The 24380-nt window shown below is 60.6% G+C and carries 20 protein-coding genes; 13 read left to right on the forward strand and 7 right to left on the reverse strand.

Annotated features, from left to right (window positions below; all coding sequences use genetic code 11):
* The first annotated feature begins 52 nt into the window (after positions 1-52).
* Positions 53-802 (forward strand): FadR/GntR family transcriptional regulator, encoded by a 750-nt coding sequence (locus AACW30_RS04595; RefSeq protein WP_106578653.1) that lies wholly within the window; start codon positions 53-55, stop codon positions 800-802.
* Between the two features lie 163 nt (positions 803-965).
* Here AACW30_RS04595 and AACW30_RS04600 read toward each other — a convergent pair whose 3' ends face one another.
* Entirely contained in the window at positions 966-2123 is a 1158-nt protein-coding gene (locus AACW30_RS04600; RefSeq protein WP_200624367.1) for a phospholipase, read from the reverse strand.
* A 233-nt stretch (positions 2124-2356) separates the two neighbouring features.
* Between AACW30_RS04600 and kdgD the strand changes: the two genes are divergently transcribed.
* The 5 genes from kdgD to AACW30_RS04625 all read left to right on the forward strand — a co-directional run bounded on the left by kdgD (position 2357) and on the right by AACW30_RS04625 (position 9057).
* The gene (gene kdgD, locus AACW30_RS04605; RefSeq protein ID WP_064450699.1) at positions 2357-3268 is read left to right on the forward strand and encodes a 5-dehydro-4-deoxyglucarate dehydratase; all 912 of its coding nucleotides are present in this window, start codon (positions 2357-2359) and stop codon (positions 3266-3268) included.
* A 54-nt stretch (positions 3269-3322) separates the two neighbouring features.
* Positions 3323-4768: an aldehyde dehydrogenase family protein gene (locus tag AACW30_RS04610; protein WP_200624368.1), complete on the forward strand. Its 1446-nt coding sequence runs from the start codon at positions 3323-3325 to the stop codon at positions 4766-4768.
* Positions 4769-4954: 186 nt separating this feature from the next.
* Entirely contained in the window at positions 4955-6322 is a 1368-nt protein-coding gene (locus AACW30_RS04615) for an MFS transporter (RefSeq protein WP_119736586.1), read from the forward strand.
* 11 nt (positions 6323-6333) lie between these two features.
* Positions 6334-7887, forward strand: a complete 1554-nt coding sequence (gene garD, locus AACW30_RS04620) for a galactarate dehydratase (RefSeq protein ID WP_200624369.1) — start codon at positions 6334-6336, stop codon at positions 7885-7887.
* A gap of 228 nt (positions 7888-8115) precedes the next feature.
* The gene (locus AACW30_RS04625; protein WP_179606343.1) at positions 8116-9057 is read left to right on the forward strand and encodes an AEC family transporter; all 942 of its coding nucleotides are present in this window, start codon (positions 8116-8118) and stop codon (positions 9055-9057) included.
* 109 nt (positions 9058-9166) lie between these two features.
* Here the strand turns inward: AACW30_RS04625 and AACW30_RS04630 are convergent, their stop codons facing one another.
* From AACW30_RS04630 to gatC, 6 genes are all read right to left on the reverse strand, one after another.
* The gene (locus tag AACW30_RS04630) at positions 9167-9550 is read right to left on the reverse strand and encodes a carboxymuconolactone decarboxylase family protein (protein ID WP_169368228.1); all 384 of its coding nucleotides are present in this window, start codon (positions 9548-9550) and stop codon (positions 9167-9169) included.
* Positions 9547-10593: a calcium/sodium antiporter gene (locus tag AACW30_RS04635; protein ID WP_200624397.1), complete on the reverse strand. Its 1047-nt coding sequence runs from the start codon at positions 10591-10593 to the stop codon at positions 9547-9549. Before AACW30_RS04635 ends, AACW30_RS04630 begins: the two co-directional genes overlap by 4 nt.
* 58 nt (positions 10594-10651) lie before the next feature.
* Complete coding sequence (locus tag AACW30_RS04640; RefSeq protein WP_106578662.1) at positions 10652-11023, reverse strand: septal ring lytic transglycosylase RlpA family protein; 372 nt, start codon at positions 11021-11023, stop codon at positions 10652-10654.
* Positions 11024-11182: 159 nt separating this feature from the next.
* Positions 11183-12628: an Asp-tRNA(Asn)/Glu-tRNA(Gln) amidotransferase subunit GatB gene (gene gatB, locus AACW30_RS04645; RefSeq protein WP_124416436.1), complete on the reverse strand. Its 1446-nt coding sequence runs from the start codon at positions 12626-12628 to the stop codon at positions 11183-11185.
* 10 nt (positions 12629-12638) lie between these two features.
* Positions 12639-14090: an Asp-tRNA(Asn)/Glu-tRNA(Gln) amidotransferase subunit GatA gene (gatA, locus tag AACW30_RS04650; RefSeq protein WP_124416437.1), complete on the reverse strand. Its 1452-nt coding sequence runs from the start codon at positions 14088-14090 to the stop codon at positions 12639-12641.
* Positions 14091-14106: 16 nt separating this feature from the next.
* On the reverse strand, positions 14107-14394 hold the full coding sequence (gene gatC / locus AACW30_RS04655) for an Asp-tRNA(Asn)/Glu-tRNA(Gln) amidotransferase subunit GatC (RefSeq protein WP_003171764.1): 288 nt from the start codon (positions 14392-14394) through the stop codon (positions 14107-14109).
* A 210-nt stretch (positions 14395-14604) separates the two neighbouring features.
* Between gatC and mreB the strand changes: the two genes are divergently transcribed.
* From mreB to AACW30_RS04690, 7 genes are all read left to right on the forward strand, one after another.
* Entirely contained in the window at positions 14605-15642 is a 1038-nt protein-coding gene (gene mreB / locus AACW30_RS04660) for a rod shape-determining protein MreB (protein ID WP_002555108.1), read from the forward strand.
* Between the two features lie 139 nt (positions 15643-15781).
* Complete coding sequence (gene mreC, locus AACW30_RS04665; RefSeq protein ID WP_200624398.1) at positions 15782-16915, forward strand: rod shape-determining protein MreC; 1134 nt, start codon at positions 15782-15784, stop codon at positions 16913-16915.
* Positions 16915-17403 carry a rod shape-determining protein MreD gene (mreD, locus tag AACW30_RS04670; RefSeq protein ID WP_128588513.1) on the forward strand — a complete coding sequence of 163 codons (489 nt, stop codon included), beginning with the start codon at positions 16915-16917 and terminating at the stop codon, positions 17401-17403. The genes mreC and mreD overlap by 1 nt, the downstream gene beginning before the upstream one ends.
* A gap of 51 nt (positions 17404-17454) precedes the next feature.
* On the forward strand, positions 17455-18051 hold the full coding sequence (locus tag AACW30_RS04675; protein WP_200624370.1) for a Maf family protein: 597 nt from the start codon (positions 17455-17457) through the stop codon (positions 18049-18051).
* A 70-nt stretch (positions 18052-18121) separates the two neighbouring features.
* Entirely contained in the window at positions 18122-19579 is a 1458-nt protein-coding gene (gene rng, locus AACW30_RS04680) for a ribonuclease G (RefSeq protein ID WP_010213134.1), read from the forward strand.
* A gap of 76 nt (positions 19580-19655) precedes the next feature.
* The gene (locus tag AACW30_RS04685) at positions 19656-23471 is read left to right on the forward strand and encodes a YhdP family protein (protein WP_200624371.1); all 3816 of its coding nucleotides are present in this window, start codon (positions 19656-19658) and stop codon (positions 23469-23471) included.
* A 48-nt stretch (positions 23472-23519) separates the two neighbouring features.
* The gene (locus tag AACW30_RS04690) at positions 23520-24368 is read left to right on the forward strand and encodes a carbon-nitrogen hydrolase family protein (protein WP_200624372.1); all 849 of its coding nucleotides are present in this window, start codon (positions 23520-23522) and stop codon (positions 24366-24368) included.
* The last annotated feature ends 12 nt before the right edge of the window (positions 24369-24380 follow it).

Genomic DNA, 24380 nt, shown 5'->3' on the forward strand with positions numbered 1-24380 from the left:
ACCGCCATGGGCTATGATGCGGGCTCAAGTTCGCCGAGAAAGATGGATCATCATGGAAAACGCCAACACCGCCCCTCGTCTTCCCCGCAAGCGCCGCAGCCTTGCCCAGGAATTGGTCACGGTGTTGTCTGAGCAGATCCGCGACGGTCAACTCAAACGTGGCGATAAGTTGCCCACCGAGTCGGCAATCATGGAAGCCCATGGCGTCAGTCGTACGGTCGTGCGTGAAGCCATCTCACGTTTACAGGCGGCGGGGCAGGTGGAAACCCGTCACGGTATCGGTACCTTTGTGTTGGACACGCCAAGCCCGAGCGGTTTCCGGATTGACCCGGCCACGGTGGTCACGCTGCGCGATGTGTTGGCGATTCTGGAGCTGCGGATCAGCCTGGAAGTGGAATCCGCCGGCCTTGCCGCGTTACGTCGCAGCGACGAGCAACTGGCCGCCATGCGTGCGGCGCTCGATGCCCTGAATGAAAGCGCGGCCCACGCCGGCGATGCGGTGGCGTCAGATTTCGCGTTCCACCTGGAAATTGCGCTGTCCACCGGCAACCGCTACTTCACCGACATCATGACCCACCTGGGCACCAGCATCATTCCGCGTACACGCCTGAATTCAGCACGCCTGGCCCACGATGACCAGCAGCACTACATGGGCCGCCTGAGCCGCGAGCACGAAGAAATTTATGAGGCAATTGCCCGCCAGGATTCGGACGCGGCACGCGCCGCCATGCGCTTGCATTTGACCAACAGCCGAGAGCGACTGCGCCATGCCCATGAAGAGGCAGAAGCGCAGCGCGGCTAACCGGGCAACCGAGTGGTGTCGGGAGTCAATCGATCCAAGTGTGGGAGCGGGCTTGCTCGCGAATGCGGTGTGTCAGTCTGCACATGCATCAACTGAAAAACCGCCTTCGCGAGCAAGCCCGTTCCCACATCTTGATCTCCTTGGTCTGGAGGTTTGCGTCTACTTAATCAGCCGGCTGATTGGGCTTGTAGTCCTTGAGCAGCAGGTAGGTGCTCCAACCCCACCAATCATTGGTCCAGTGTTTGTCGTTCAGGTCATTCACGTCCTTGCGGCGCAGCACCTTGTCGCCTTCCATCTTGAACAGCGGCGAAAAGTTATTCGCCGGGTTCTGCGCGGCGTTCAAATCCGGCACATACAGCGGCGCCTTGAAGTTGGCCGGGGAGGGCGCCACACCGCTGATAAAGGTCTCGAAGACCTCATCGGCCGAGGCCTGTACCGCACGTTTGACCATCGCCCGATTGTCCGCGTCGATGGCATCGAAATAGCGTTTATCCCCATAGGCGTGCCATTGATCGCCCTTGGCGTTGCGCACCTTGAGCCCGAACTTGCTGTCCTCATCGTGCATGAAGCGGCTGATCAGCGAGCCCAGTTCGCCAGGCGTCACCACCGCCGCCAATTGCTTGCGCGGCACGCGCAGGTGGCCAGCGGAAAACAGGTCGGTCAAAAAGTGATCAGCAAAGCCGTTCATGGCGTAGGCCAATTCCAGTGCCTGATCGGTGCCGGTTTGATGGGCCACGACCGCCTGTTGCAGTGCCGCCGTATGGCCAGCCAAATACGCTGACAGCGCCCATTCGCCAAAGTGGTCAGCGTTATCTGCGGCCAATTTCAGGTAGCGCCCCAGCGGAATCAATGCCGAAACGGCACTGCCGCCGCCAGTGATGCGGTTCCATTCCTCGGACAACGTATCACCCAGCGCGTCATAGGCTTCATGCGGTTGTTTGCCGTCCTTGATCGCCTGGTTCACTGCGTTGATCTCCTTTTGCATCACCGCAAGAATTTTCCCGGCCTCTTCCCGCGAGGCTGGCAACACCGCCAGCGAATTGAACGCTGCAGTAAAGCGCTGCGCGCGATCGGCCGCGGACGGGCCGTCGCTGATCGGCTGGCCAGGAATGCCATAGAAGTCGCCGCCCAGTGCGATCACCTGGCCATAGGTGAGTGCCAGCCCGTTGGGCAGGTGCAACTCGACCTGGTGTGCGGGAATCGCCGGGGCGTCCTTGACGAAACGCAACAGCGTGTCATCGCCGATGGCAGTGTGCTCACCGCCTTCGAAGCGCAGGGTAGGTGGGTTTTTCTCGGGTGCTGCGAGTTCAAGACCTGACATGTTAGCTCCTTGCTATGTCGTAGGAATCTTCCGTAAAAACTGTATGTATATACAGTTAATCGGAGCATAGAGGATTAATTTCCCACGTCAAGAAAACGCGTTTAAACGCAGAGCCGCATGAAGCCCGATGAATTGCAGTTGACGAATCATTTTATAGTTGTACGATGACGTACGACATCAACAAACCAACAATAACCTTTCGACAGAAAGTCTTCGCCCAGGGTGTTCGAATAATGAATCCACAAGAACTGAAGTCCATCCTCTCCCACGGTCTGCTGTCTTTCCCCGTGACCGATTTCAATGCGCAGGGTGACTTCCACCAGGCCGGCTACATCAAGCGTCTGGAATGGCTCGCCCCGTACGGCGCCACCGCCTTGTTCGCCGCCGGCGGCACCGGTGAGTTTTTCTCCCTGGCTGCCAGCGAATATTCCCAAGTGGTGAAGACCGCTGTTGATACCTGCGCCACCAGCGTGCCGATTCTTGCTGGTGTGGGTGGTTCGACCCGTCAGGCCATCGAGTACGCCCAAGAGGCTGAACGCCTCGGTGCCAAAGGCTTGCTGTTGCTGCCGCACTACCTGACCGAAGCCAGCCAGGACGGCGTCGCCGCCCACGTGGAAGCGGTGTGCAAGTCGGTCAAGATCGGCGTGGTGGTCTACAACCGCAACGTTTGCCGCCTGACAGCGCCTCTTCTGGAACGCCTGGCTGAACGCTGCCCGAACCTGATCGGCTACAAAGACGGCCTGGGTGACATTGAGTTGATGGTGTCGATCCGCCGTCGCCTGGGTGACCGTTTCAGCTACCTCGGCGGCCTGCCGACTGCAGAGGTTTACGCCGCTGCCTACAAGGCCCTGGGCGTGCCGGTGTACTCCTCGGCGGTGTTCAACTTCATCCCGAAAACCGCGATGGACTTCTACCACGCGATTGCCAAGGACGATCACGCCACCGTCGGCAAGATCATCGACAACTTCTTCCTGCCTTACCTCGACATCCGCAACCGTAAGGCGGGTTACGCCGTGAGCATCGTCAAGGCCGGTGCAAAAATCGCTGGCTACGACGCAGGCCCGGTGCGCACGCCGCTGACCGACCTGCTGCCGGAAGAATACGAAGCCCTGGCCGCGCTGATCGACAAGCAAGGTCCGCAGTAACTCATCAACAAGGCCGCTGAGAGATCAGCGGCCTTTTGCGTCAGGAGAAGATTTGTGTCCCAAGCCAAACGTTTTGAGAACTACATCAACGGCGAGTGGGTGGCCGGTGCCGACTACTGCAACAACATCAACCCGTCGGAGTTGTCCGATGTCATTGGCGAATACGCCAAGGCCGACGTAGCCAAAGTCAACGCCGCCATCGATGCCGCCCGCGCCGCCTTCCCGGCCTGGTCGACCTCCGGCATCCAGGCTCGCCACGATGCGCTGGATAAAGTCGGCAGTGAAATCCTCGCCCGCCGTGAAGAACTCGGCACCTTGCTGGCCCGTGAAGAGGGCAAGACCCTGCCCGAAGCTATCGGCGAAGTGACCCGCGCCGGTAACATTTTCAAGTTCTTCGCCGGTGAATGCCTGCGCCTGTCCGGTGACTACGTGCCATCGGTGCGCCCAGGCGTCAATGTGGAAGTCACCCGCGAAGCCCTGGGTGTGGTCGGCTTGATCACCCCGTGGAACTTCCCGATTGCGATCCCCGCCTGGAAAATTGCCCCGGCCCTGGCCTACGGCAACTGCGTGGTGATCAAACCGGCCGAACTGGTGCCGGGCTGCGCCTGGGCGCTGGCCGAAATCATTTCCCGCGCCGGCTTCCCCGCCGGTGTGTTCAACCTGGTGATGGGCAGCGGCCGTGTGGTTGGCGACGTGTTGGTCAACAGCCCGAAAGTCGACGGCATCAGCTTTACCGGTTCGGTCGGCGTGGGCCGTCAGATCGCCGTCAGCTGCGTGTCGCGCCAGGCCAAAGTGCAGTTGGAAATGGGCGGCAAGAACCCGCAGATCATCCTCGACGACGCCGACCTCAAGCAGGCCGTCGAGCTGTCGGTACAGAGCGCGTTCTACTCCACCGGCCAGCGTTGCACTGCCTCCAGCCGCTTGATCGTCACCGCCGGTATCCATGACCAGTTCGTTGCGGCCATGGCCGAGCGCATGAAGTCGATCAAAGTCGGCCACGCGTTGAAAAGCGGCACCGACATCGGCCCGGTGGTTTCCCAGGCCCAGTTGGACCAGGACATGAAGTACATCGACATCGGCCAAAGCGAAGGTGCGCGGCTGGTCAGCGGTGGCGGCCTGGTGACCTGCGACACCGAAGGCTACTACCTGGCGCCGACGCTGTTTGCCGACAGCGAAGCCGCCATGCGCATCAGCCGTGAAGAGATCTTCGGCCCGGTAGCCAACGTGGTGCGCGTAGCGGATTACGAGGCGGCGCTGGCCATGGCCAACGACACCGAATTCGGCCTGTCGGCGGGCATTGCCACCACCTCGCTCAAGTACGCCAACCACTTCAAGCGCCACTCCCAGGCCGGGATGGTGATGGTCAACCTGCCGACTGCCGGTGTGGATTACCACGTGCCGTTCGGTGGCCGTAAGGGCTCCTCGTATGGTTCGCGCGAGCAAGGTCGCTATGCGCAAGAGTTCTACACCGTGGTGAAGACCAGCTACATCGGTTCGTAACACGTAACACCTGTGGGAACCGGCTTGTGTGGGAGCTGGCTCGCCTGCGATAGCGGTACATCAGTCACAGAGATGTGGACCGATACACCGCCATCGCAGGCAAGCCAGCTCTCACAGAAAGCGGTTCCTGCACTTAAAACAGCAATGCTTACCCGCAAAAAAAATAATTAGTGGGAGTACATCTTCATGCAAGCGACCAAGCCGACCCACGTCCGCTATTTGATCCTGCTCATGCTGTTTCTGGTGACCACGATCAACTACGCCGACCGGGCCACTATCGCCATCGCCGGCTCCAGCCTGCAAAAAGACCTCGGTATCAGCGCGGTCACCCTCGGTTATATCTTCTCCGCATTCGGTTGGGCCTACGTGGCCGGGCAAATCCCCGGCGGCTGGCTGCTGGACCGGTTCGGCTCGAAAAAAGTCTATGCCCTGAGCATATTCACCTGGTCGCTGTTCACCATCCTGCAAGGCTATGTCGGTGAGTTTGGCGTCTCCACCGCGATCGTCGCGCTGTTTATGCTGCGCTTTCTGGTGGGCTTGGCGGAAGCGCCGTCATTCCCCGGTAATGCGCGCATCGTGGCCGGTTGGTTCCCCACCGCCGAACGCGGTACGGCCTCGGCGATTTTCAACTCGGCGCAGTACTTCGCCACGGTGCTGTTCGCGCCGCTGATGGGCTGGATCGTCTACACCTTCGGCTGGCAGCACGTGTTTATCGTGATGGGCGGGATTGGCGTGCTGTTCTCGCTGATCTGGCTGAAAATTATCCACAGCCCGCGCCAGCACCCGATGATCAACGACGCTGAACTCAAGTACATCTCCGAGAACGGTGCGATGGTCGACATGGACCAGGAAAAGACCAAGGGCCAGAAAACCGACGGTCCGAAGTGGGACTACATCCGCCAGCTGCTGACCAATCGCATGATGCTCGGTGTGTACCTGGGCCAGTACTGCATCAATGGCATCACCTATTTCTTCCTGACCTGGTTCCCGGTGTACCTGGTGCAGGAGCGTGGCATGACCATCCTCAAGGCGGGCTTCATTGCCTCGTTGCCGGCCATCTGCGGGTTTATCGGCGGGGTGTTGGGTGGTTTGATTTCCGATTACCTACTGCGCAAAGGCCATTCCCTGACGTTTGCGCGCAAGGCGCCGATCATTGGCGGGTTGCTGGTGTCGTGCAGCATCGTGGCGTGCAACTACGTGGATATCGAATGGATGGTGGTGGGCTTCATGGCGTTGGCCTTCTTCGGTAAGGGCGTTGGCGCACTGGGTTGGGCGGTAGTGTCTGACACCTCACCGAAACAAATCGCCGGCCTCAGTGGCGGTCTGTTCAATATGTTTGGCAACCTGGCCTCCATCAGCACACCGATTGTGATCGGCTACATCATTGCCACCACTGGCTCGTTCAAGTGGGCCCTGGTGTTCGTCGGCGCCAACGCCTTGCTGGCGGTGTTCAGCTACTTGGTGATCGTCGGCCCGATCAAGCGTGTGGTACTCAAAGAGCCGCCCAGCAGCAAAGGGCCTGAGCTGACCCAATTTACCCAAGCGCATTCCTGAGGGGCGATGTAATGCAGTTGATTGAACATGCCGACTCGCCGCGCTCGATCCGTTTGCATGAGCGCGACAACGTAGTGATCGTGGTCAACGATCAAGGCGTACCGGCCGGGACCGAGTTCCCGGACGGCCTGGTGACCGTGGATTTCATTCCGCAGAGCCACAAGGTGACGCTGGAAGACATCCCCGAAGGCGGTCAGATTATTCGCTACGGGCAGACCATTGGTTACGCCCTGGCGCCGATTCCACGTGGCAGCTGGGTGCAGGAAGATCAACTGCGCATGCCCACTGCGCCGCCGCTGGACAGCCTGCCGCTGTCCACCGAGGTGCCTGAAACCCAGGCGCCGCTGGAAGGCTTTACGTTTGAGGGTTACCGCAACGCCGACGGCACCGTGGGCACGCGCAATATTCTGGGCATCACCACCACGGTGCAGTGCGTCACCGGTGTGCTGGACCATGCGGTCAAACGCATCAAGGATGAATTGCTGCCCAAATACCCGAATGTCGATGACGTGGTGGCGCTGACCCACAGCTACGGCTGCGGCGTGGCGATCACTGCGACGGATGCGTACATCCCGATCCGCACCGTGCGCAACCTGGCGCGCAACCCGAACCTGGGCGGCGAAGCGCTGGTGATTAGCCTGGGCTGCGAGAAGCTGCAGGCCGGGCAGGTGATGCACGACAACGACAGCTCCGTCGACTTGAGCGAGCCGTGGCTGTATCGGCTGCAGGATTCCAGCCATGGCTTTACCGAGATGATCGAGCAGATCATGGCGCTGGCCGAAGTGCGCTTGAAGAAACTCGACCTGCGCCGCCGCGAGACCGTGCCGGCGTCGGAGCTGATCCTGGGCATGCAGTGCGGCGGCAGCGATGCGTTTTCCGGCATCACCGCCAACCCGGCGCTCGGCTATGCCTCGGACCTGCTGCTGCGGGCCGGGGCGACGGTGATGTTTTCCGAAGTGACTGAAGTGCGTGACGCCATTTACCTGCTGACCGCTCGTGCCCAGAGCAAAGAAGTGGCCCAAGCGCTGGTCAGGGAAATGGACTGGTACGACCGCTACCTGGCCAAAGGCGAGGCGGATCGCAGCGCCAATACCACGCCGGGCAACAAGAAGGGTGGGTTGTCGAATATCGTCGAGAAGTCCCTGGGCTCCATCGTCAAGTCGGGCAGCAGCGCGATCAATGGCGTGCTTGGCCCTGGCGAGCGTTTCAAGGGCAAGGGTCTGATCTTTTGCGCCACGCCAGCCAGTGATTTTGTCTGCGGCACCTTGCAACTGGCGGCCGGGATGAACCTGCACGTGTTCACCACCGGGCGTGGCACGCCGTATGGGCTGGCGATGGCGCCGGTGGTGAAGGTCTCGACGCGTACGGAACTGGCGCAGCGCTGGCCGGACCTGATCGATATCGACGCCGGACGCATCGCCACCGGGCGTGCGAGCATTGAGGAGTTGGGCTGGGAGTTGTTTCACTTCTACCTGGATGTGGCCAGCGGCAAGAAGCAGACGTGGGCGGAGCGGCATAAGCTGCATAACGACATTACGTTGTTCAACCCGGCGCCTATCACCTGAGACCGACGCGGCCCCTGTAGGAGCTGGCTTGCCGGCGACTGCAGCGTGTCAGTCAGCCCATCGGTTGCTGACACTCCGCTGTCGCAGGCAAGCCAGCTCCCACGGTTGATGGGTGAATACCTTCAACTGTGGGAGGGGGCTTGCCCCCGAAGGCGGCCTACCAGACGCCGCACGGCCGCATGGCTTATCATTAGCCACCTGACGACACCCACCAAGGTTCTTCCCGGCATGCTGGCTATCTTCCTCACCACCCTCACCATCACCGCGCCGGTGTTTGCCATGCTGTTTCTGGGTGTGCTGCTCAAGCGCATCAACTGGATCAACGACAACTTTATCCACACCGCTTCCTCCCTTGTCTTCAACGTCACCATGCCGGCGCTGCTGTTCCTGGGCATTCTGCACGCCGACCTGCACTCGGCGCTCAAGCCGGGTCTGCTGATCTACTTTGCGCTGGCCACGTTGCTGAGCTTTGCGCTGGCGTGGGGCTGGGCGATCTATCGTTGCCCGCGCGTCGACCGCGGTATCTACACCCAGGGTGCGTTTCGCGGTAACAACGGCGTGATCGGCCTGGCGCTGGCGGCCAGCATGTATGGCGACTACGGCATTTCCCTTGGCGCGATCCTCGCGGCGCTGGTGATCCTGTTCTACAACACCCTGTCGACCATCGTGCTGGCGGTGTACAGCCCGGTGATCAAGTCCGACCCGTGGAGCATCTTCAAAAGCGTGGTGGCCAACCCGCTGATCATCAGCGTGATTGCGGCCGCACCGTTCGCGATTTTCAAGATCGGCCTGCCGGGGTGGCTGGAGTCGTCCGGGCAGTACCTGGCGGACATGACCTTGCCGCTGGCATTGATCTGCATCGGCGGCACCTTGTCGCTGGCGGCCTTGCGCAAAAGCGGAAGCATGGCCCTGAGTGCCAGCCTGGTGAAGATGATCGGCCTGCCGCTATTTGCGACGCTGGGCGCATGGCTGCTGGGCTTTAGGGGCCCGGAGCTGGGGATTCTGTTTTTGTACTTTGGCGCACCGACCGCGGCGGCGAGTTTTGTCATGGCCAGGGCGGCCGAGGGCAACCATGAGCTGGCGGCGGCGATTATTGTGATTACGACCTTGATGGCGGCGGTGACCACCAATATCGGGATTTTTGTGTTGCAGGCCGGTGGTTGGATCTGAATGTTGTGCTGGGGTTGAGGGCCAGTCGCAGGCAAGCCAGTTCCCACAGTTTGATCGGTGAATGCAATCAAAGGTGGGCGCTGGCTTGCCTGCGCTGACTATCCAGCCGTCACGGCTTATCCGCCTGATACGCCTCAATCACTTCCTGCGCCGCCCGAAACGCATCAATCGCCGCCGGCACGCCGGCATACACCGCGCAATGCAGCAGTGCTTCGCGAATCTCTTCCACTGTGCAGCCATTGTTCAGCGCGCCGCGCACGTGGCCCTTGAGTTCCTGCGGGCACTTGAGAGCAGTGAGGGCGGCCAGTGTGATCAGGCTGCGCGTCTTCAGCGGCAGGCCTTCGCGGTTCCACACGCTGCCCCATGCATGCTCATTGACGAAATCCTGCAGCGGCTGGGTGAACTCGGTGGCATTGCCCAGGGCGCGGTCAACGAACACATCGCCCATGACCTGGCGACGCATTTCAACCCCGGGCTTTTTCTGTTCGGTCATTGCGATTCCCTCTTGTGTTGGCGGCGCCAGGCTTGCAGCGAGGTGAACAACACAAACGCGACCAGCGCTGGCAGGACGTAATGCAGCATCAATTGTTCAAGCCGGGTGGCCAGCGGCATGCCGAAGGTAAACGACACCACATGCAGCCCATACGCCAGATACAACCCCAGAAACACCAGGCCTTCAGCGCGGGTGACGCGGTAGCCGCTGTAGAACACCGGCAGGCACAACACCACCACGCCGAGCATCACCGGCAAGTCGAAATCCAGTGCGTTGGGCGACACCGACAACGGCGAGGGCGCCACCAGCGCGGTGAACCCTAGTACGCCAAGCAGGTTGAACAGGTTGCTGCCGATCACGTTGCCCACGGCAATCTCGCGCTCGCCGCGCAACGCGGCAATCAGCGAGGTGGCCAGGCACGGCAGCGAGGTGCCAACACCGATCAGCGTCAGGCCGATGATGCGTTCGGACAGGCCCAGGTCGCTTGCTACATCCACCGCTGCGCCCAGCAGCAAATGCCCGGCCAGCACCAGAATCAACAACCCGCCCAGTATCAACAATGCGCTGCTGAGCCAGGGCGCGCGGGCCACCGTGTCCAACGTGCGTGGACGGCGGGAATGGCGGGTCTGGTAGTGCAAAACACCGAGGTAGGCTATCAGCGCAACCAGTAAGAAAAGGCCGTCGAGCGGTGTCAGTTCTTCATTGCCGGCCAGGGTAAACACCAAGAGGCCGGCGAAAATCATCACCGGGATGTCCAGCCGCACCAGCTGCCGCGAGACGCGCAGCGGAATGATCAACGCAGCCAGGCCCAGGGTGACGAGGGTGTTGAAGATACTGCTGCCGATGACGCTGCCCACGGCGATATCGGTATTGCCGGCTAGGGTGGCCTGCAGGCTTACGGTCATCTGCGGCGCACTGCTGCCGAAAGCGACGATGCTCAAGCCGATAATCAGTGGCCGTACCTTGAGGCTGGCCGCCAGGCGCACGGCGGCGCGCACCAGAATTTCGGCGCCGACGATCAGCAACACCAGGCCAGTGATCAGTTCGATCAGGCTCCAGGGCGAGAGGGCGGTTAATCCGAAAATGGCCAGGGCTCCTTTATCAGTTGTTCAGCGCCTGCACGCGAACCCGTGCAGTGCCGCTGCCCAGCATACCGAGTTGTTCGGCAGCCTTGCGTGAAACGTCGATCAGGCGCCCACGGGTATGCGGGCCGCGATCGTTGACGCGCACGACCACGAATCTGTTGTTGTTAAGGTTGGTCACCTTGACCTGGGTGCCGAAGGGCAGGCGCCGATGGGCGGCGGTCAGGGTGTTCTGGTTGAAAGGTTCACCGCTGGCAGTCTTGTTGCCATGGTGCTTGGCGCCGTAATAGGAGGCGGTGCCGGTTTCGTCGTAGCCGTTGGGGTCGATGAGGCCGCTGGCGCAACCGGCCAACATAGAGAACAGGGCCAGCAGGCCGAGTAGACGCTTCACGTTAAGTAAGTCCCCATTGTAAATGTGGGAGCTGGCTTGCCTGCGATACAGGCACCTCGGTGTTGCAGTTGCACCGAGGCGCTGCTATCGCAGGCAAGCCAGCTCCCACATGGGGTCCGAGTTGGGCCTGAAATCCCGCCCGGACCATTTCACCGCGAATCAGCCTTCGAGCTTGCTTTTCAGCAGTTCGTTCACCTGTTGCGGGTTGGCTTTGCCTTTGGAGGCTTTCATCGCCTGGCCGACAAAGAAGCCGAACATTTTGCCGCGCTTGGCTTCGTCTGCGGCGCGGTATTGCTCGACCTGTTCAGCGTTGGCAGCCAGCATTTCATCGAGAACGGCCGAAATCGCGCCGCTGTCGGTGACTTGCTTGAGGCCGCGCTTCTCGATGATCTCATCGGCGCTGCCTTCGCCTGCGGCCATCGCTTCAAATACGGTCTTGGCGATTTTGCCGGAGATGGTGTTGTCTTTGATGCGCAGCAGCATGCCGCCCAGTTGCTCGGCGGTCACCGGCGCTTCGTCGATTTCCAGGCCCTGTTTGTTCAACAGGCTGCCCAGCTCAACCATCACCCAGTTGGCCGCCAGCTTGGCGTCGCCGGCAATGCTCACGACTTTTTCGAAGTAGTTGGCTTGCTCACGGCTGGAGGCCAGCACGCTGGCATCGTAGACCGACAGGCCGAACTGCGCCTGGAAGCGCTCGCGTTTGTGCTGCGGCAATTCCGGCAGGGTGGCGCGGATGTCATTGAGGAACGAGTCTTCAAGCACCACCGGCAACAGGTCCGGGTCGGGGAAGTAACGGTAGTCGTTGGCTTCCTCTTTGCTGCGCATGGCGCGGGTTTCGTCTTTGTTCGGGTCGTACAGGCGAGTCTGCTGGATCACCTTACCGCCGTCTTCGATCAGTTCGATCTGGCGACGCACTTCGCTGTTGATGGCTTTTTCGATGAAGCGGAACGAGTTGACGTTCTTGATCTCGCAGCGGGTGCCGAACTCGACCTGGCCCTTAGGACGGATCGACACGTTGCAGTCGCAACGCAGCGAGCCTTCGGCCATGTTGCCGTCGCAGATGCCCAGGTAACGCACCAGCGCGTGGATGGTCTTGACGTAGGCCACGGCTTCCTTGGCGCTGCGCATGTCCGGCTCGGACACGATTTCCAGCAACGGCGTGCCGGCACGGTTCAAGTCGATACCGGTAGCGCCCGGGAATTCTTCGTGCAGGCTCTTGCCGGCGTCTTCTTCCAAGTGCGCGCGGGTCACGCCGACCCGTTTGATGGTGCCGTCTTCCAGCGGAATGTCCAGGTAGCCCTTGCCGACAATCGGCAATTCCATCTGGCTGATCTGGTAGCCCTTGGGCAGGTCCGGGTAGAAGTAGTTCTTGCGCGCGAACACGTTGTGCTGGCCGATCTCGGCGTCAATCGCCAGGCCGAACATCACCGCCATGCGCACTGCTTCCTGGTTCAGCACCGGCAGCACGCCGGGCATGCCCAGGTCTACCAGGCTGGCCTGGGTGTTGGGCTCTGCGCCGAACGTGGTGGCACTACCGGAGAAAATCTTCGATTGGGTGGCGAGCTGGGTATGAATCTCCAGCCCGATCACAACTTCCCATTGCATAGTGTTCTCCTCAGAAGCCGGTTGGGGTGCGAGTGTGCCAGTCGGTGTTCAACTGGTACTGGTGCGCCACATTGAGCAGGCGGCCTTCCTGGAAATACGGGGCGAGCAATTGCACGCCGACCGGCAGGCCATCGACGAAACCGGCGGGCATGGACAAGCCCGGCAAGCCCGCGAGGTTGGCGGTGATGGTGTACAGGTCTTCCAGGTACTCGGCGATCGGGTCGCCGGTCTTGGCGCCGAGCTTCCAGGCCGGGTTCGGCGTGGTTGGGCCGAGGATCACGTCGACTTCTTCGAAGGCAGCCATGAAGTCGTTTTTGACCAGGCGACGGATTTTTTGCGCCTTGAGGTAGTACGCGTCGTAGTAGCCGGCGGACAGGGCGTAGGCACCGACCATGATCCGACGTTGGACTTCGGCGCCAAAGCCTTCGCCGCGCGAGCGTTTGTACAGGTCTTCGAGGCCTTTCGGGTTTTCACAGCGATAGCCGAAGCGCACGCCGTCGAAACGCGACAGGTTGGAAGAGGCTTCTGCCGGCGCGATCACGTAGTAGGCAGGAATCGCGTGCTGGTTGTTCGGCAGGCTGATTTCCTTGATCACGGCGCCGAGCTGTTCCAGCGTCTTGACGCTGTTGTGCACCAGTTCGGCGATACGCGGGTCGAGGCCGGCGCTGAAATACTCTTTCGGCACGCCAATACGCAGGCCTTTGAGCGAGGTATTGAGGCTGGCGCTGTAGTCCGGCACCGGTTCGTCGATGCTGGTGGAGTCCTGCTTATCAAACCCGGCCATACCTTGTAACAAAATCGCGCAGTCTTCAGCCGTGCGTGCCAGCGGGCCGCCCTGATCCAGGCTGGAGGCGTAGGCGATCATGCCCCAACGGGAAACACGACCGTAGGTCGGCTTCAAACCGGTGAGGTTGGTGAACGCGGCGGGCTGACGGATCGAGCCGCCGGTGTCGGTAGCGGTAGCCGCCGGCAGAAAGCGCGCGGCAACCGCGGCAGCCGAACCACCGGACGAACCGCCTGGCACGTGCTCCAGGTTCCACGGGTTTTTCACTGCGCCGTAGTAGCTGGACTCGTTGGCAGAACCCATGGCGAATTCATCCATGTTGGTCTTGCCCAGGGTCACGGCGCCCGCGGCGGCCAGCTTGGACACGACCGTGGCATCGTAGGGCGCCTTGAAGTTGTCGAGCATCTTCGAGCCGCAACTGGTGCGAATGCCCTGGGTGCAGAACAGGTCTTTGTGGGCGATTGGTGCGCCCAGCAGGGCGCCATTCTCACCGTTGGCGCGACGTACGTCGGCGGCCTTGGCCTGGCTCAGGGCCAGCTCTTCGGTGAGGCTGATGAAGCTGTTGACCTTCGGATCAAGCTCGGCGATACGCGCAAGCAGGGTTTTGGTCAGCTCTTCGGAAGAAAACTTTTTGTCGGCGAGACCGCGGGCGATCTCGGCCAGAGTCATGTGATGCATGAAAGGCTCTTTCCCTTTAGTCGATGACTTTCGGAACCAGGTACAGGCCGTTTTCGACCGCTGGCGCGATGGACTGGTAGGCCTCGCGATTATTTCGCTCGGTCACAACGTCTGCGCGCAGGCGCTGGCTGGCTTCCAGCGGGTGAGCCAGGGGCTCGATGCCGTCGGTATTGACGGCCTGCATTTGGTCAACCAGCCCGAGAATGCTGTTCAGGGCTGCGGTGGTCTGTGGAAGATCGGCTTCATTCAGGCCAAGCGAGGCCAGATGAGCGATTTTTTCCACGTCGGAGCGTTCAAGCGCCATGGGATTCTCCAGTGGAAAACAGAACGGAGGGCGTCCGTGTGTTAGATTGTCGGAACACTACCGCATTTCTACGGTCATATGGCCGCGATTGTGGGGGTTGGTGCACAGAAAGTCGGCCAATTTAGCACATTGGCGCCTTGCCCAAAATCCCTGTCGTTGTTAGAGTTTGCCGCACTTTTTTACCCACGCGTTGCCTAGGGTCCTTTCCCCATGTTCAAGAAACTGCGTGGCATGTTTTCCAGCGATCTTTCCATTGACCTGGGCACTGCCAACACCCTTATTTACGTGCGCGAGCGCGGTATCGTTCTGAATGAGCCATCGGTTGTGGCCATTCGGACCCATGGTAATCAGAAAAGTGTCGTTGCCGTTGGCACCGAGGCCAAGCGCATGCTCGGCCGAACACCAGGCAACATCGCTGCCATTCGTCCGATGAAAGACGGCGTGATCGCCGACTTCAGCGTCTGCGAGAAGATGCTGCAGTACTTCATCAACAAGGTTCACGAAAACAGTTTCCTGCAGCCCAGCCCTCGTGTGCTGATCTGCGTTCCGTGCAAGTCCACCCAGGTTGAGCGTCGCGCCATCCGTGAATCGGCCCTTGGCGCCGGTGCCCGCGAAGTATTCCTGATCGAAGAGCCTATGGCTGCCGCTATCGGCGCCGGCCTGCCGGTCGAAGAAGCGCGCGGTTCGATGGTGGTGGATATCGGTGGTGGTACCACTGAAATCGCCCTGATTTCCCTGAACGGTGTGGTGTATGCCGAATCCGTGCGCGTAGGCGGCGACCGTTTCGATGAAGCGATCATTACCTATGTGCGTCGTAACTACGGCAGCTTGATCGGCGAATCCACCGCCGAGCGCATCAAGCAGGAAATCGGCACCGCTTACCCTGGCGGCGAAGTTCGCGAAGTTGATGTTCGCGGTCGCAACCTGGCCGAAGGCGTTCCACGTGCTTTCACCCTGAACTCCAATGAAGTGCTGGAAGCTCTGCAAGAGTCCCTGGCCACCATCGTTCAGGCAGTGAAGAGCGCCCTGGAGCAATCGCCTCCGGAGCTGGCTTCCGACATCGCCGAGCGTGGCCTGGTGCTGACCGGTGGTGGCGCCTTGCTGCGCGACCTCGACAAGCTGCTGGCCCAGGAAACAGGCCTGCCGGTGATCGTCGCCGAAGACCCGCTGACCTGCGTCGCCCGTGGTGGTGGCCGTGCACTGGAAATGATGGATAAACACACCATGGACCTGCTTTCCAGCGAATAAGATTGCCGGAATGGTTCATGCTTCGCCCGCAGGCAGCACTTTGCAGTGCTGCCTGTTGGCGTTTATCTTCTTCAATCTGCATCCAGGCCGGTTTGATGCCGTATGAATAAAGAGAACATTTGCCCGGGAGGAGCGGCTTATTAAACCGCTTTTCGCCAAAGGCCCCTCATTGGGCGTGCGCTTATTAGTGCTGGTCGTGCTTTCGGTCGCGCTGATGGTGGTCGATGCCCGCTTTGCACTGCTCAAGCCCGTGCGTAGCCAGATGTCGCTGGTGTTGATGCAGACTTACTGGATCACCGACCTGCCGCAACGGCTTTATCAGGGCGTGGCCAGCCAGTTCGGCAGCCGCACTGAGCTTGTCGCCGAGAACGAAAAACTCAAGACCGAAAACCTGCTCTTGCAGGGGCGCATGCAAAAGCTGGCGGCCCTCACCGAGCAGAACGTTCGGCTGCGCGAGTTGCTTAACTCTTCGGCATTGGTCAACGAGAAGGTCGAAGTGGCCGAGTTGATCGGCATGGACCCCAATCCCTTCACCCATCGCATCATCATCAACAAGGGTGAGCGCGACGGCGTGGTCCTGGGCCAACCGGTGCTCGACGCCCGTGGCCTGATGGGCCAGGTGGTCGAATTGATGCCCTACACGTCGCGCGTGTTACTGCTGACGGACACCACCCACAGCATTCCGGTGCAGGTCAACCGCAACGGCTTGCGTGCGATTGCCAGCGGTACCGGTAACCCGGAGCGTCTTGAGTTGCGTCATGTGGCCGACACTGCCGACATCAAGGAAGGCGACCTGTTGGTCAGTTCCGGCCTGGGTCAGCGGTTCCCCGCGGGTTACCCGGTAGCGACGGTCAAGGAAGTCATCCACGATTCCGGCCAGCCGTTCGCCATTGTGCGCGCGGTCCCGACGGCTGCCTTGAACCGCAGCCGTTACCTGCTGCTGGTATTCAGCGACAACCGTACGCCCGAAGAGCGTGCCAACGACGCTGCCCAGGCGCAGGAAGCAGAAGACAAGCAGAACGGCACCGCGCCGGTCATTCCTGCCACGGTGCCAAAACCAGCCTTTGTGGGGCCACCTGCACCTGCCGCGACCCCGGTCGCGCCAGTGGCGACGCCTGTCAAACCTGCGGCCCACAGCGCCCGCCCAGCCAAACCGGCTGCGACCAAGCCACCGGCCACTACGCCGGCCGCCACAGCGGCTAAACCGCCTGCCACGCCGGCAACCCGACCAGCGGCCGCAGCGCCGGCAACCACGCGGCAGAGGGAGGAATAATGGCCGGTACGCATTCGCACAATGGCTGGATCGTCTGGCTGACTTTCGCCATCGGCTTGCTGCTCAGCGTTTCGCCGTTGCCGCAATTCATGGAAATCCTGCGACCGCTCTGGCTCGCCTTGCTCCTGGCGTTCTGGTCGCTGACCTTGCCGCATAAGGTAGGCATGGTCACAGCGATGTGCCTGGGCTTGGCGGAGGACGTGCTCTATGGCACCTTGCTTGGCCAGAACGCGCTGATCCTGACCCTGATTACTTTCCTGGTGCTGTCATTGCAGCAGCGGTTGCGCATGTTCCCGATGTGGCAGCAGTGCCTGGTGATTCTGGTGATCTTCGGCCTGGCGCAGTTGGTGCAACTGTGGCTCAGCGCATTGACCGGTAACCGCCAGCCGACCCTGGCCCTGGTATTGCCGGCCCTGGTCAGTGCGTTGCTGTGGCCTTGGGTCAGCTTCGGTCTGCGTGGTTTACGTCGCCGCTATAAAATCAATTGAATGGATTGCGAGGCTCTGCCTGGTTATCGAACCCTACAGGGAGAGTCTGCAATGAATTCGCTTTATCTGGCCTCGGGCTCCCCAAGGCGGCGTGAACTGTTGACGCAGATCGGTGTGCCTTTCACCGTGGTCAGCGCCGCCATTGATGAAACTCCTCATACAAACGAATCCGCCGTTGCCTACGTCGAGCGCCTTGCGCACGGCAAGGCCACGGCGGGTTTTGCTGCGCTTGAAAAGACTGCCGGCGCCTGCGTGCTGGGCGCCGACACGGCCGTGATCGTTGATGGTCAGATCCTTGGCAAACCGGTGGACCAGGCCGACGCCCTGGCGATGTTGATGGCCCTGTCGGGACGCGAGCATGACGTCCTCACCGCCATTGCTGTCACCGACGGCGAGCGCAGCGAAACTCGATGTGTAAGCAGCCGGGTACGTTTTCGCGCTATTTCTGTCGAGGAGGCTACAACCTACTGGCACAGCGGCGAACCTCAGGACAAGGCAGGCGGCTATGCTATCCAGGGGCTGGGATCGGTGTTTGTAGCCGGGCTCAATGGCAGCTATTCCGCCGTGGTAGGCCTGCCCGTGTGCGAAACCGCGCAACTGCTTGGTCAATTCGGCATACCCTGTTGGCAAAACCTTACCGCGCGCTGAACGCCGTATCCCAGCGCCAAGCCTTAAGCGATCGGTCACTATTGTGAAAACGCCTGAACGAGACCCAGCCATGAGTGAAGAGATTCTGATCAATATCACGCCGATGGAATCGCGCGTGGCGGTGGTAGAGAACGGTGTTCTGCAAGAAGTGCACGTCGAGCGCACCCAGAAGCGCGGCATTGTCGGCAATATCTATAAAGGCAAAGTGGTGCGCGTGTTGCCAGGCATGCAGGCGGCATTTGTCGACATTGGCCTGGACCGTGCCGCGTTTATCCATGCATCGGAAATTTCGCTGCGCGAAGGCCCGGCGGTTGAAAGCATCAGCGCGCTGGTACACGAAGGGCAGAGCCTGGTGGTGCAGGTCACCAAGGACCCGATCGGTTCCAAGGGCGCGCGGCTGACTACTCAACTGTCGATTCCTTCGCGTTACCTCGTGTACATGCCGCGCACTGCGCATGTCGGTATTTCCTTGAAAATCGAGGACGAAGCCGAGCGTGAGCGCCTTAAAAAGGTGGTCAGCGATTGTGTGGCTGCCGAGGGCATCAAGGAAGCGGGTGGTTTCATCCTGCGCACGGCCGCAGAAGGCGCCGGCGCCGATGAAATCCTCATGGATATCCGATACCTGCGGCGCCTGTGGGACCAGATCGGCGCACAGATCAAAACCATTGGCGCACCGAGCGTGATCTATGAAGACCTTGGCCTCGCGCTGCGTACATTGCGCGATTTGGTCAGCCCGAAAATCGAGAAAATTCGCATCGACTCGCGGGAAACCTTCCAGCGCACCACACAATTTGTCGCCGAATTGATGCCGGAAATTGCCGACCGCCTGGAGCATTACCCCGGCGAGCGGCCGATCTTCGATCTTTATGGTGTCGAAGACGAAATCCAGAAAGCCCTGGAGCGCAAAGTACCGCTCAAATCCGGCGGCTACCTGGTCGTGGACCCGGCAGAAGCCATGACCACCATCGACGTCAATACCGGCGCGTTTGTCGGCCACCGCAATCTCGAAGAGACCATCTTCAAGACCAACCTTGAAGCCGCCACCGCGATTGCCCGCCAACTGCGCCTGCGCAACCTGGGCGGCATCATCATCATTGACTTCATCGACATGGAAGACGAAGAGCACCAGCGCCAGGTGCTGCGTACCCTCGAGAAGCAACTGGAGCGCGATCACGCCAAGACCAACATCATCGGCATCACCGAGCTGGGCCTGGTGCAGATGACCCGCAAGCGCACCCGCGAAAGCCTTGAGCAAGTGCTCTGCGAACCCTGCAGCAGCTGCCAGGGGCGCGGCAAGCTGAAGACCCCGGAAACGGTTTGCTACGAGATTTTCCGCGAAATCCTACGGGAGGCACGCGCCTATCAGGCCGAAGGTTATAGAGTGCTCGCCAACCAGAAAGTCGTCGATCGGTTACTCGATGAAGAGTCTGGTAACGTCGCCGAGCTGGAGGGTTTTATCGGGCGCACGATTCGCTTCCAGGTCGAAACCATGTATTCCCAGGAACAATATGACGTGGTGCTGCTCTGATCCCCAATCGCTTAATTTCTTCGAGAACGGCAGACCTTGATCTGCCGTCCGTCAACTGCTTTGAGGGTCGCCTGACATGGAGCGTCTGATACGCTTTTTTGCCGCTTTGACCCGTTGGGGCCTGGGTTTGTGTGCCTTGGTGCTGGTGTTGGCTGCGGTGTACGTGAGCCTGGGTCGTGAATTGACCCCGCTGGTGGCTGAATACCGCGCCGAAATCCAAGCCAAGGCTCAGGCTGCGGTGGACATGCCCGTGCAAATCGGCAGCCTTGAAGGCCGCTGGAGCGGTTTCGCCCCCGTGTTGCTGGCTCACGACGTGATGGTCGGCGAGGGCAGCAGTGCCTTGCGCCTGGACCAGGTTGAAGTGGTGCCGGATATCTGGGCCAGCCTGATGGCCCGCGAGGTGCGCATAGCCCACCTGGAAGTCAGCGGGCTGCAGTTGAGCGTCAAGGAGGACAAGGACGGCCACTGGGCGCTCCAGGGACTGCCGGTACAGGACGATCAGCCGTTGGACCCTGAGCAGTTGCTGACGCGCATGCAGATGGTCAAGCGCGTGTCGTTGCTCGATAGCCAGGTCACGCTGCAACCGTTCGGCCAGGCGCCGCTGACCCTGACTTACGTGGGCCTCAGCCTGCACACCGGCGCCACTCGCCAGCGCCTCGATGCCCGCCTGACCCTGCCGGATGGCCAGCCACTGGCTGTCAACCTGCGTACACGTATTCGCGCCAGCGCTTGGAAAGACGGTGAGGTCCAGGCTTACCTGAGCCTTCCGCAAAGCGACTGGGCCAAATGGATACCCGGCAGGCTGACCCAGCAATGGAAAGTCACGCAGTTCAAGGCCGGCGGCGAATTCTGGCTGACCTGGGCCAAAGGCACCGTGCAAAGCGCGGTGGCGCGTCTCAACTCACCCCAGGTGAAAGGCAGCTACGCCGACCGCAAGCCGGTCCATATCGAAAACCTTGCCCTCACGGCTTACCTGCAACGCAGTGAGAGCGGCCTCAATGTGCTGTTTGACTCGTTGGCAATGAACATCGGTGACACGCGCTGGGAGTCGCGCCTGCAATTGCAGCAGAGCCTGGCTACCGACAAGGATCTGGAAGTCTGGAAACTTCAGGCCGACCGCCTTGACCTCACCCCCATTACGCCGCTGCTGAATGCCTTGGCGCCCCTGCCGGAAGGCTTTGCAAAAGCCGTCGAACACCTCAAGGCCACTGGCATGCTGCGCAACGTGCTGGTGGATTTCCGTCCCCAGGACACGAGCGATCAGAAGGTCAGCTTTGCCGCCAACCTCGAGCGCATCGGGTTTGATGCCTACTTCGGCGCGCCGGCTGCGCGCAACGTGTCCGGCAGTATCAGCGGCGACCTGGGCCACGGTGAGTTGCGCATGGACAGCAAGGACTTCTCCTTGCACCTGTACCCGATCTTTGCCAAGCCGTGGCAGTACATCCAGGCCAATGCACGCCTGACGTGGAAGCTGGATAAAGAAGGTTTCACCCTGATCGCCCCCTACATCAAGGTGCTCGGCGAAGAAGGCAAGGTTGCGGCAGACTTCCTGATTCGGCTGCATTTCGATCACAGCCAGGAAGACTATATGGACCTGCGGGTCGGCATGGTCGATGGCGATGGCCGGTTTACACCCAAGTATTTGCCGGCGGTATTGAGCCCGTCGCTGGATGAGTGGTTGCGCACAGCGATCCTCAAAGGCGCGGTTGACCAAGGTTTCTTCCAGTACCAAGGTTCGCTGAACCATGACGCACTGCCGGCTGCACGCAATATCAGCCTGTTTTTCAAGGTGCACGATGCCGAACTGGCGTTCCAGCCAGGCTGGCCGCATGTGAGCAAGGTCAATGGTGAAGTGTTTGTCGAGGAGAGCGGCGTGCGCATCCTGGCGAGCAAGGGCCAATTGCTCGATACCAAGGTCAAGGACGTCTACGTCAATATTCCACACGCGCCAGCCGGTAAAGACAGTCATCTGCTGATCACCGGTGGATTCGCGGGAGGCCTGGGGGATGGCTTGAAGATCCTTCAGGAAGCGCCGATCGGCACCGGCTCGACGTTTGCCGGCTGGAAAGGCGAGGGCGACCTGCAAGGCAAGCTGGACCTGGATATTCCGCTGGTCAAAGGCACCGAACCCAAGATTGTGGTGGATTTTCAGACCGACAAGTCTCGCTTGCAATTGGCCGAGCCGACTCTGGACTTGAGCCAGCTCAAGGGCGATTTCCGCTTCGACAGCACCAAGGGGCTGAGTGGCCAGAACATCTCCGCCCAGGCGTTTGATCGTCCGATCACCGCGCAGATCATTGCCGATGGCAAACCAGGCAATATCAGCACGCGTATCACCGCCAAAGGGCAGGTCACGGTTAAGCGCTTGACGGATTGGTTGAAAATTAGCCAGCCGCTGCCGGTGTCCGGCTATATCCCCTACCAATTGCAGGTGACACTGGACGGTGCCGACAGCCAACTGATGGTCAGTTCCAACATGAAAGGCGTAGCAGTCGACCTGCCCGCACCGTTCGGCATGCCCGCCAGCCAGGGGCGCGACAGCGTGTTTCGCATGACCTTGCAGGGGGTTGAGCGCCGGTACTGGTTCGATTATGGCGAGCTGGCGAGCTTCACCTTTGCGTCGCCTCCAGACAAATTCAATGAGGGTCGCGGGGAGTTGTTCCTGGGGGACGGCGATGCCGTGCTGCCGGCTGCCAAAGGCTTGCGCATCCGTGGCGTGCTGTCGGAGCTGGATATAGACCCTTGGAAGAAACTGGTCGACCGTTACGCCGGCAATGACCCAGGCGGCAATGCCAAGCAACTGCTCAGCGGTGCTGATTTCAAGGTGGGCAAGTTGAGCGGTTTTGGTACCCAATTTGACCAGGTCAACCTGCAACTCGATCGCAAACCGTCCGCATGGGGGTTGCAGTTCGACAGTCAGCAAGCCAAAGGTGCTGTGAACCTTCCGGATGCCAAGGGCGCGCCTATTGCAATCAACCTGCAGTACGTGAAATTGCCGGCGGTGGATCCGAAAGCACAGGCCGACGAAAACGCGCCGGACCCGTTGGCGGATGTCGACCCCAAGGACATTCCAGCGCTGGATATCTCCATCAATCAACTGTTCCAGGGGCCGGACTTGGTGGGCGCCTGGTCACTGAAAGTACGGCCGACGGCCAAAGGCCTTGCCTTTAACAATCTGGACCTTGGCCTCAAAGGCATGCAGCTCAACGGCGCTGGTGGTTGGGAAGGCGCACCGGGTAACAGCAGCAGTTGGTACAAAGGTCGCCTGGACGGCAAGAACATCGCCGATGTGCTCAAAGGCTGGGGATTCGCGCCGACGGTAACCAGTGAGGACTTCCATCTGGATGTGGACGGTCGTTGGCCGGGCTCGCCGGCTTGGGTCGGTCCCAAGCGCTTCTCCGGTAGCCTGGATGCAGCGTTCCGTAAAGGCCAGTTCGTTGAGGTCGAAGGTGGCGCGCAGGCTCTGCGGGTATTTGGCTTGCTGAACTTCAACTCCATCGGGCGCCGCTTGCGTCTGGACTTCTCGGACTTGCTTGGCAAAGGCTTGAGCTATGACCGGGTCAAAGGCTTGCTCGCGGCCAGCAATGGCGTGTTTGTGACGCGTGAACCCATCACCATGACCGGGCCTTCCACCAACCTGGAGCTCAATGGCACGCTGGACCTGGTAGCCGACCGCGTCGACGCCAAGCTGCTGGTCACGTTGCCGGTGACCAATAACCTGCCGATTGCCGCTTTGATTGTCGGGGCACCGGCCATTGGTGGCGCGTTATTCCTGATCGACAAGTTGATTGGCGATCGTGTTTCGCGCTTCGCCAGCGTGCAGTACAAGGTGCAAGGGCCTTGGAAGGATCCAAAAATCACCTTCGACAAGCCATTTGAAAAACCAAACTGAGAGGCTGTGGAGTAGCATGGCCGCATGCCCTTTACGGAGTGTCGGCCTATGTCCTTTGCGGTAATTCAAATGGTCAGCCAGAGCGATGTTCTGGCCAACCTGGCCCAGGCCAGGCGCTTGCTGGAGCAAGCGGCGGCGGGCGGCGCGAAGCTGGCGGTACTGCCGGAAAACTTCGCCGCCATGGGCCGCCGTGACGTAGCCGATCTCGGCCGCGCCGAAGCTTTGGGCGAAGGCCCGATCCTGCCGTGGTTGAAACAGACCGCTCGCGACCTCACCTTATGGATAGTGGCCGGTACTTTGCCGTTGCCGCCCAAGGACCAACCCAACGCCAAGTCCAACGCTTGCTCGCTGCTGATCGATGATCAGGGCGAAATCGTTGCCCGTTACGACAAGCTGCACTTGTTCGATGTGGATGTAGCAGATGCGCGGGGTCGTTATCGCGAATCTGACGACTATGCTTTCGGGAGCAATGTAGTGGTAGCGGACACGCCGGTGGGGCGATTGGGCCTGACGGTGTGCTACGACCTGAGGTTCCCCGAGCTGTACAGCGAATTGCGTGCGGCGGGGGCTGAATTGATTACCGCGCCCTCGGCCTTTACCGCGGTGACGGGCGCTGCACATTGGGATGTGCTGATTCGGGCGCGAGCCATTGAAACCCAGTGCTACCTGCTGGCAGCTGCTCAGGGCGGCGTACACCCAGGCCCACGGGAAACCTTTGGCCACGCAGCGATTGTCGACCCTTGGGGGCGCGTGCTGACACAACAGGGTCAAGGCGAAGCGGTGTTGTTGGCCGAACGCGATAGCAGTGAACAAGCGTCGATACGGACGCGCATGCCGGTGGTCAACCATCGGCGCTTTTTCTCGCAGGGCGCGCAGCGACCTGCTTCGGAACGATGAATTTAAGGCCAA

The organism is Pseudomonas sp. MF6747, from assembly GCF_963890955.1.
Taxonomy (GTDB): Bacteria; Pseudomonadota; Gammaproteobacteria; order Pseudomonadales; family Pseudomonadaceae; genus Aquipseudomonas.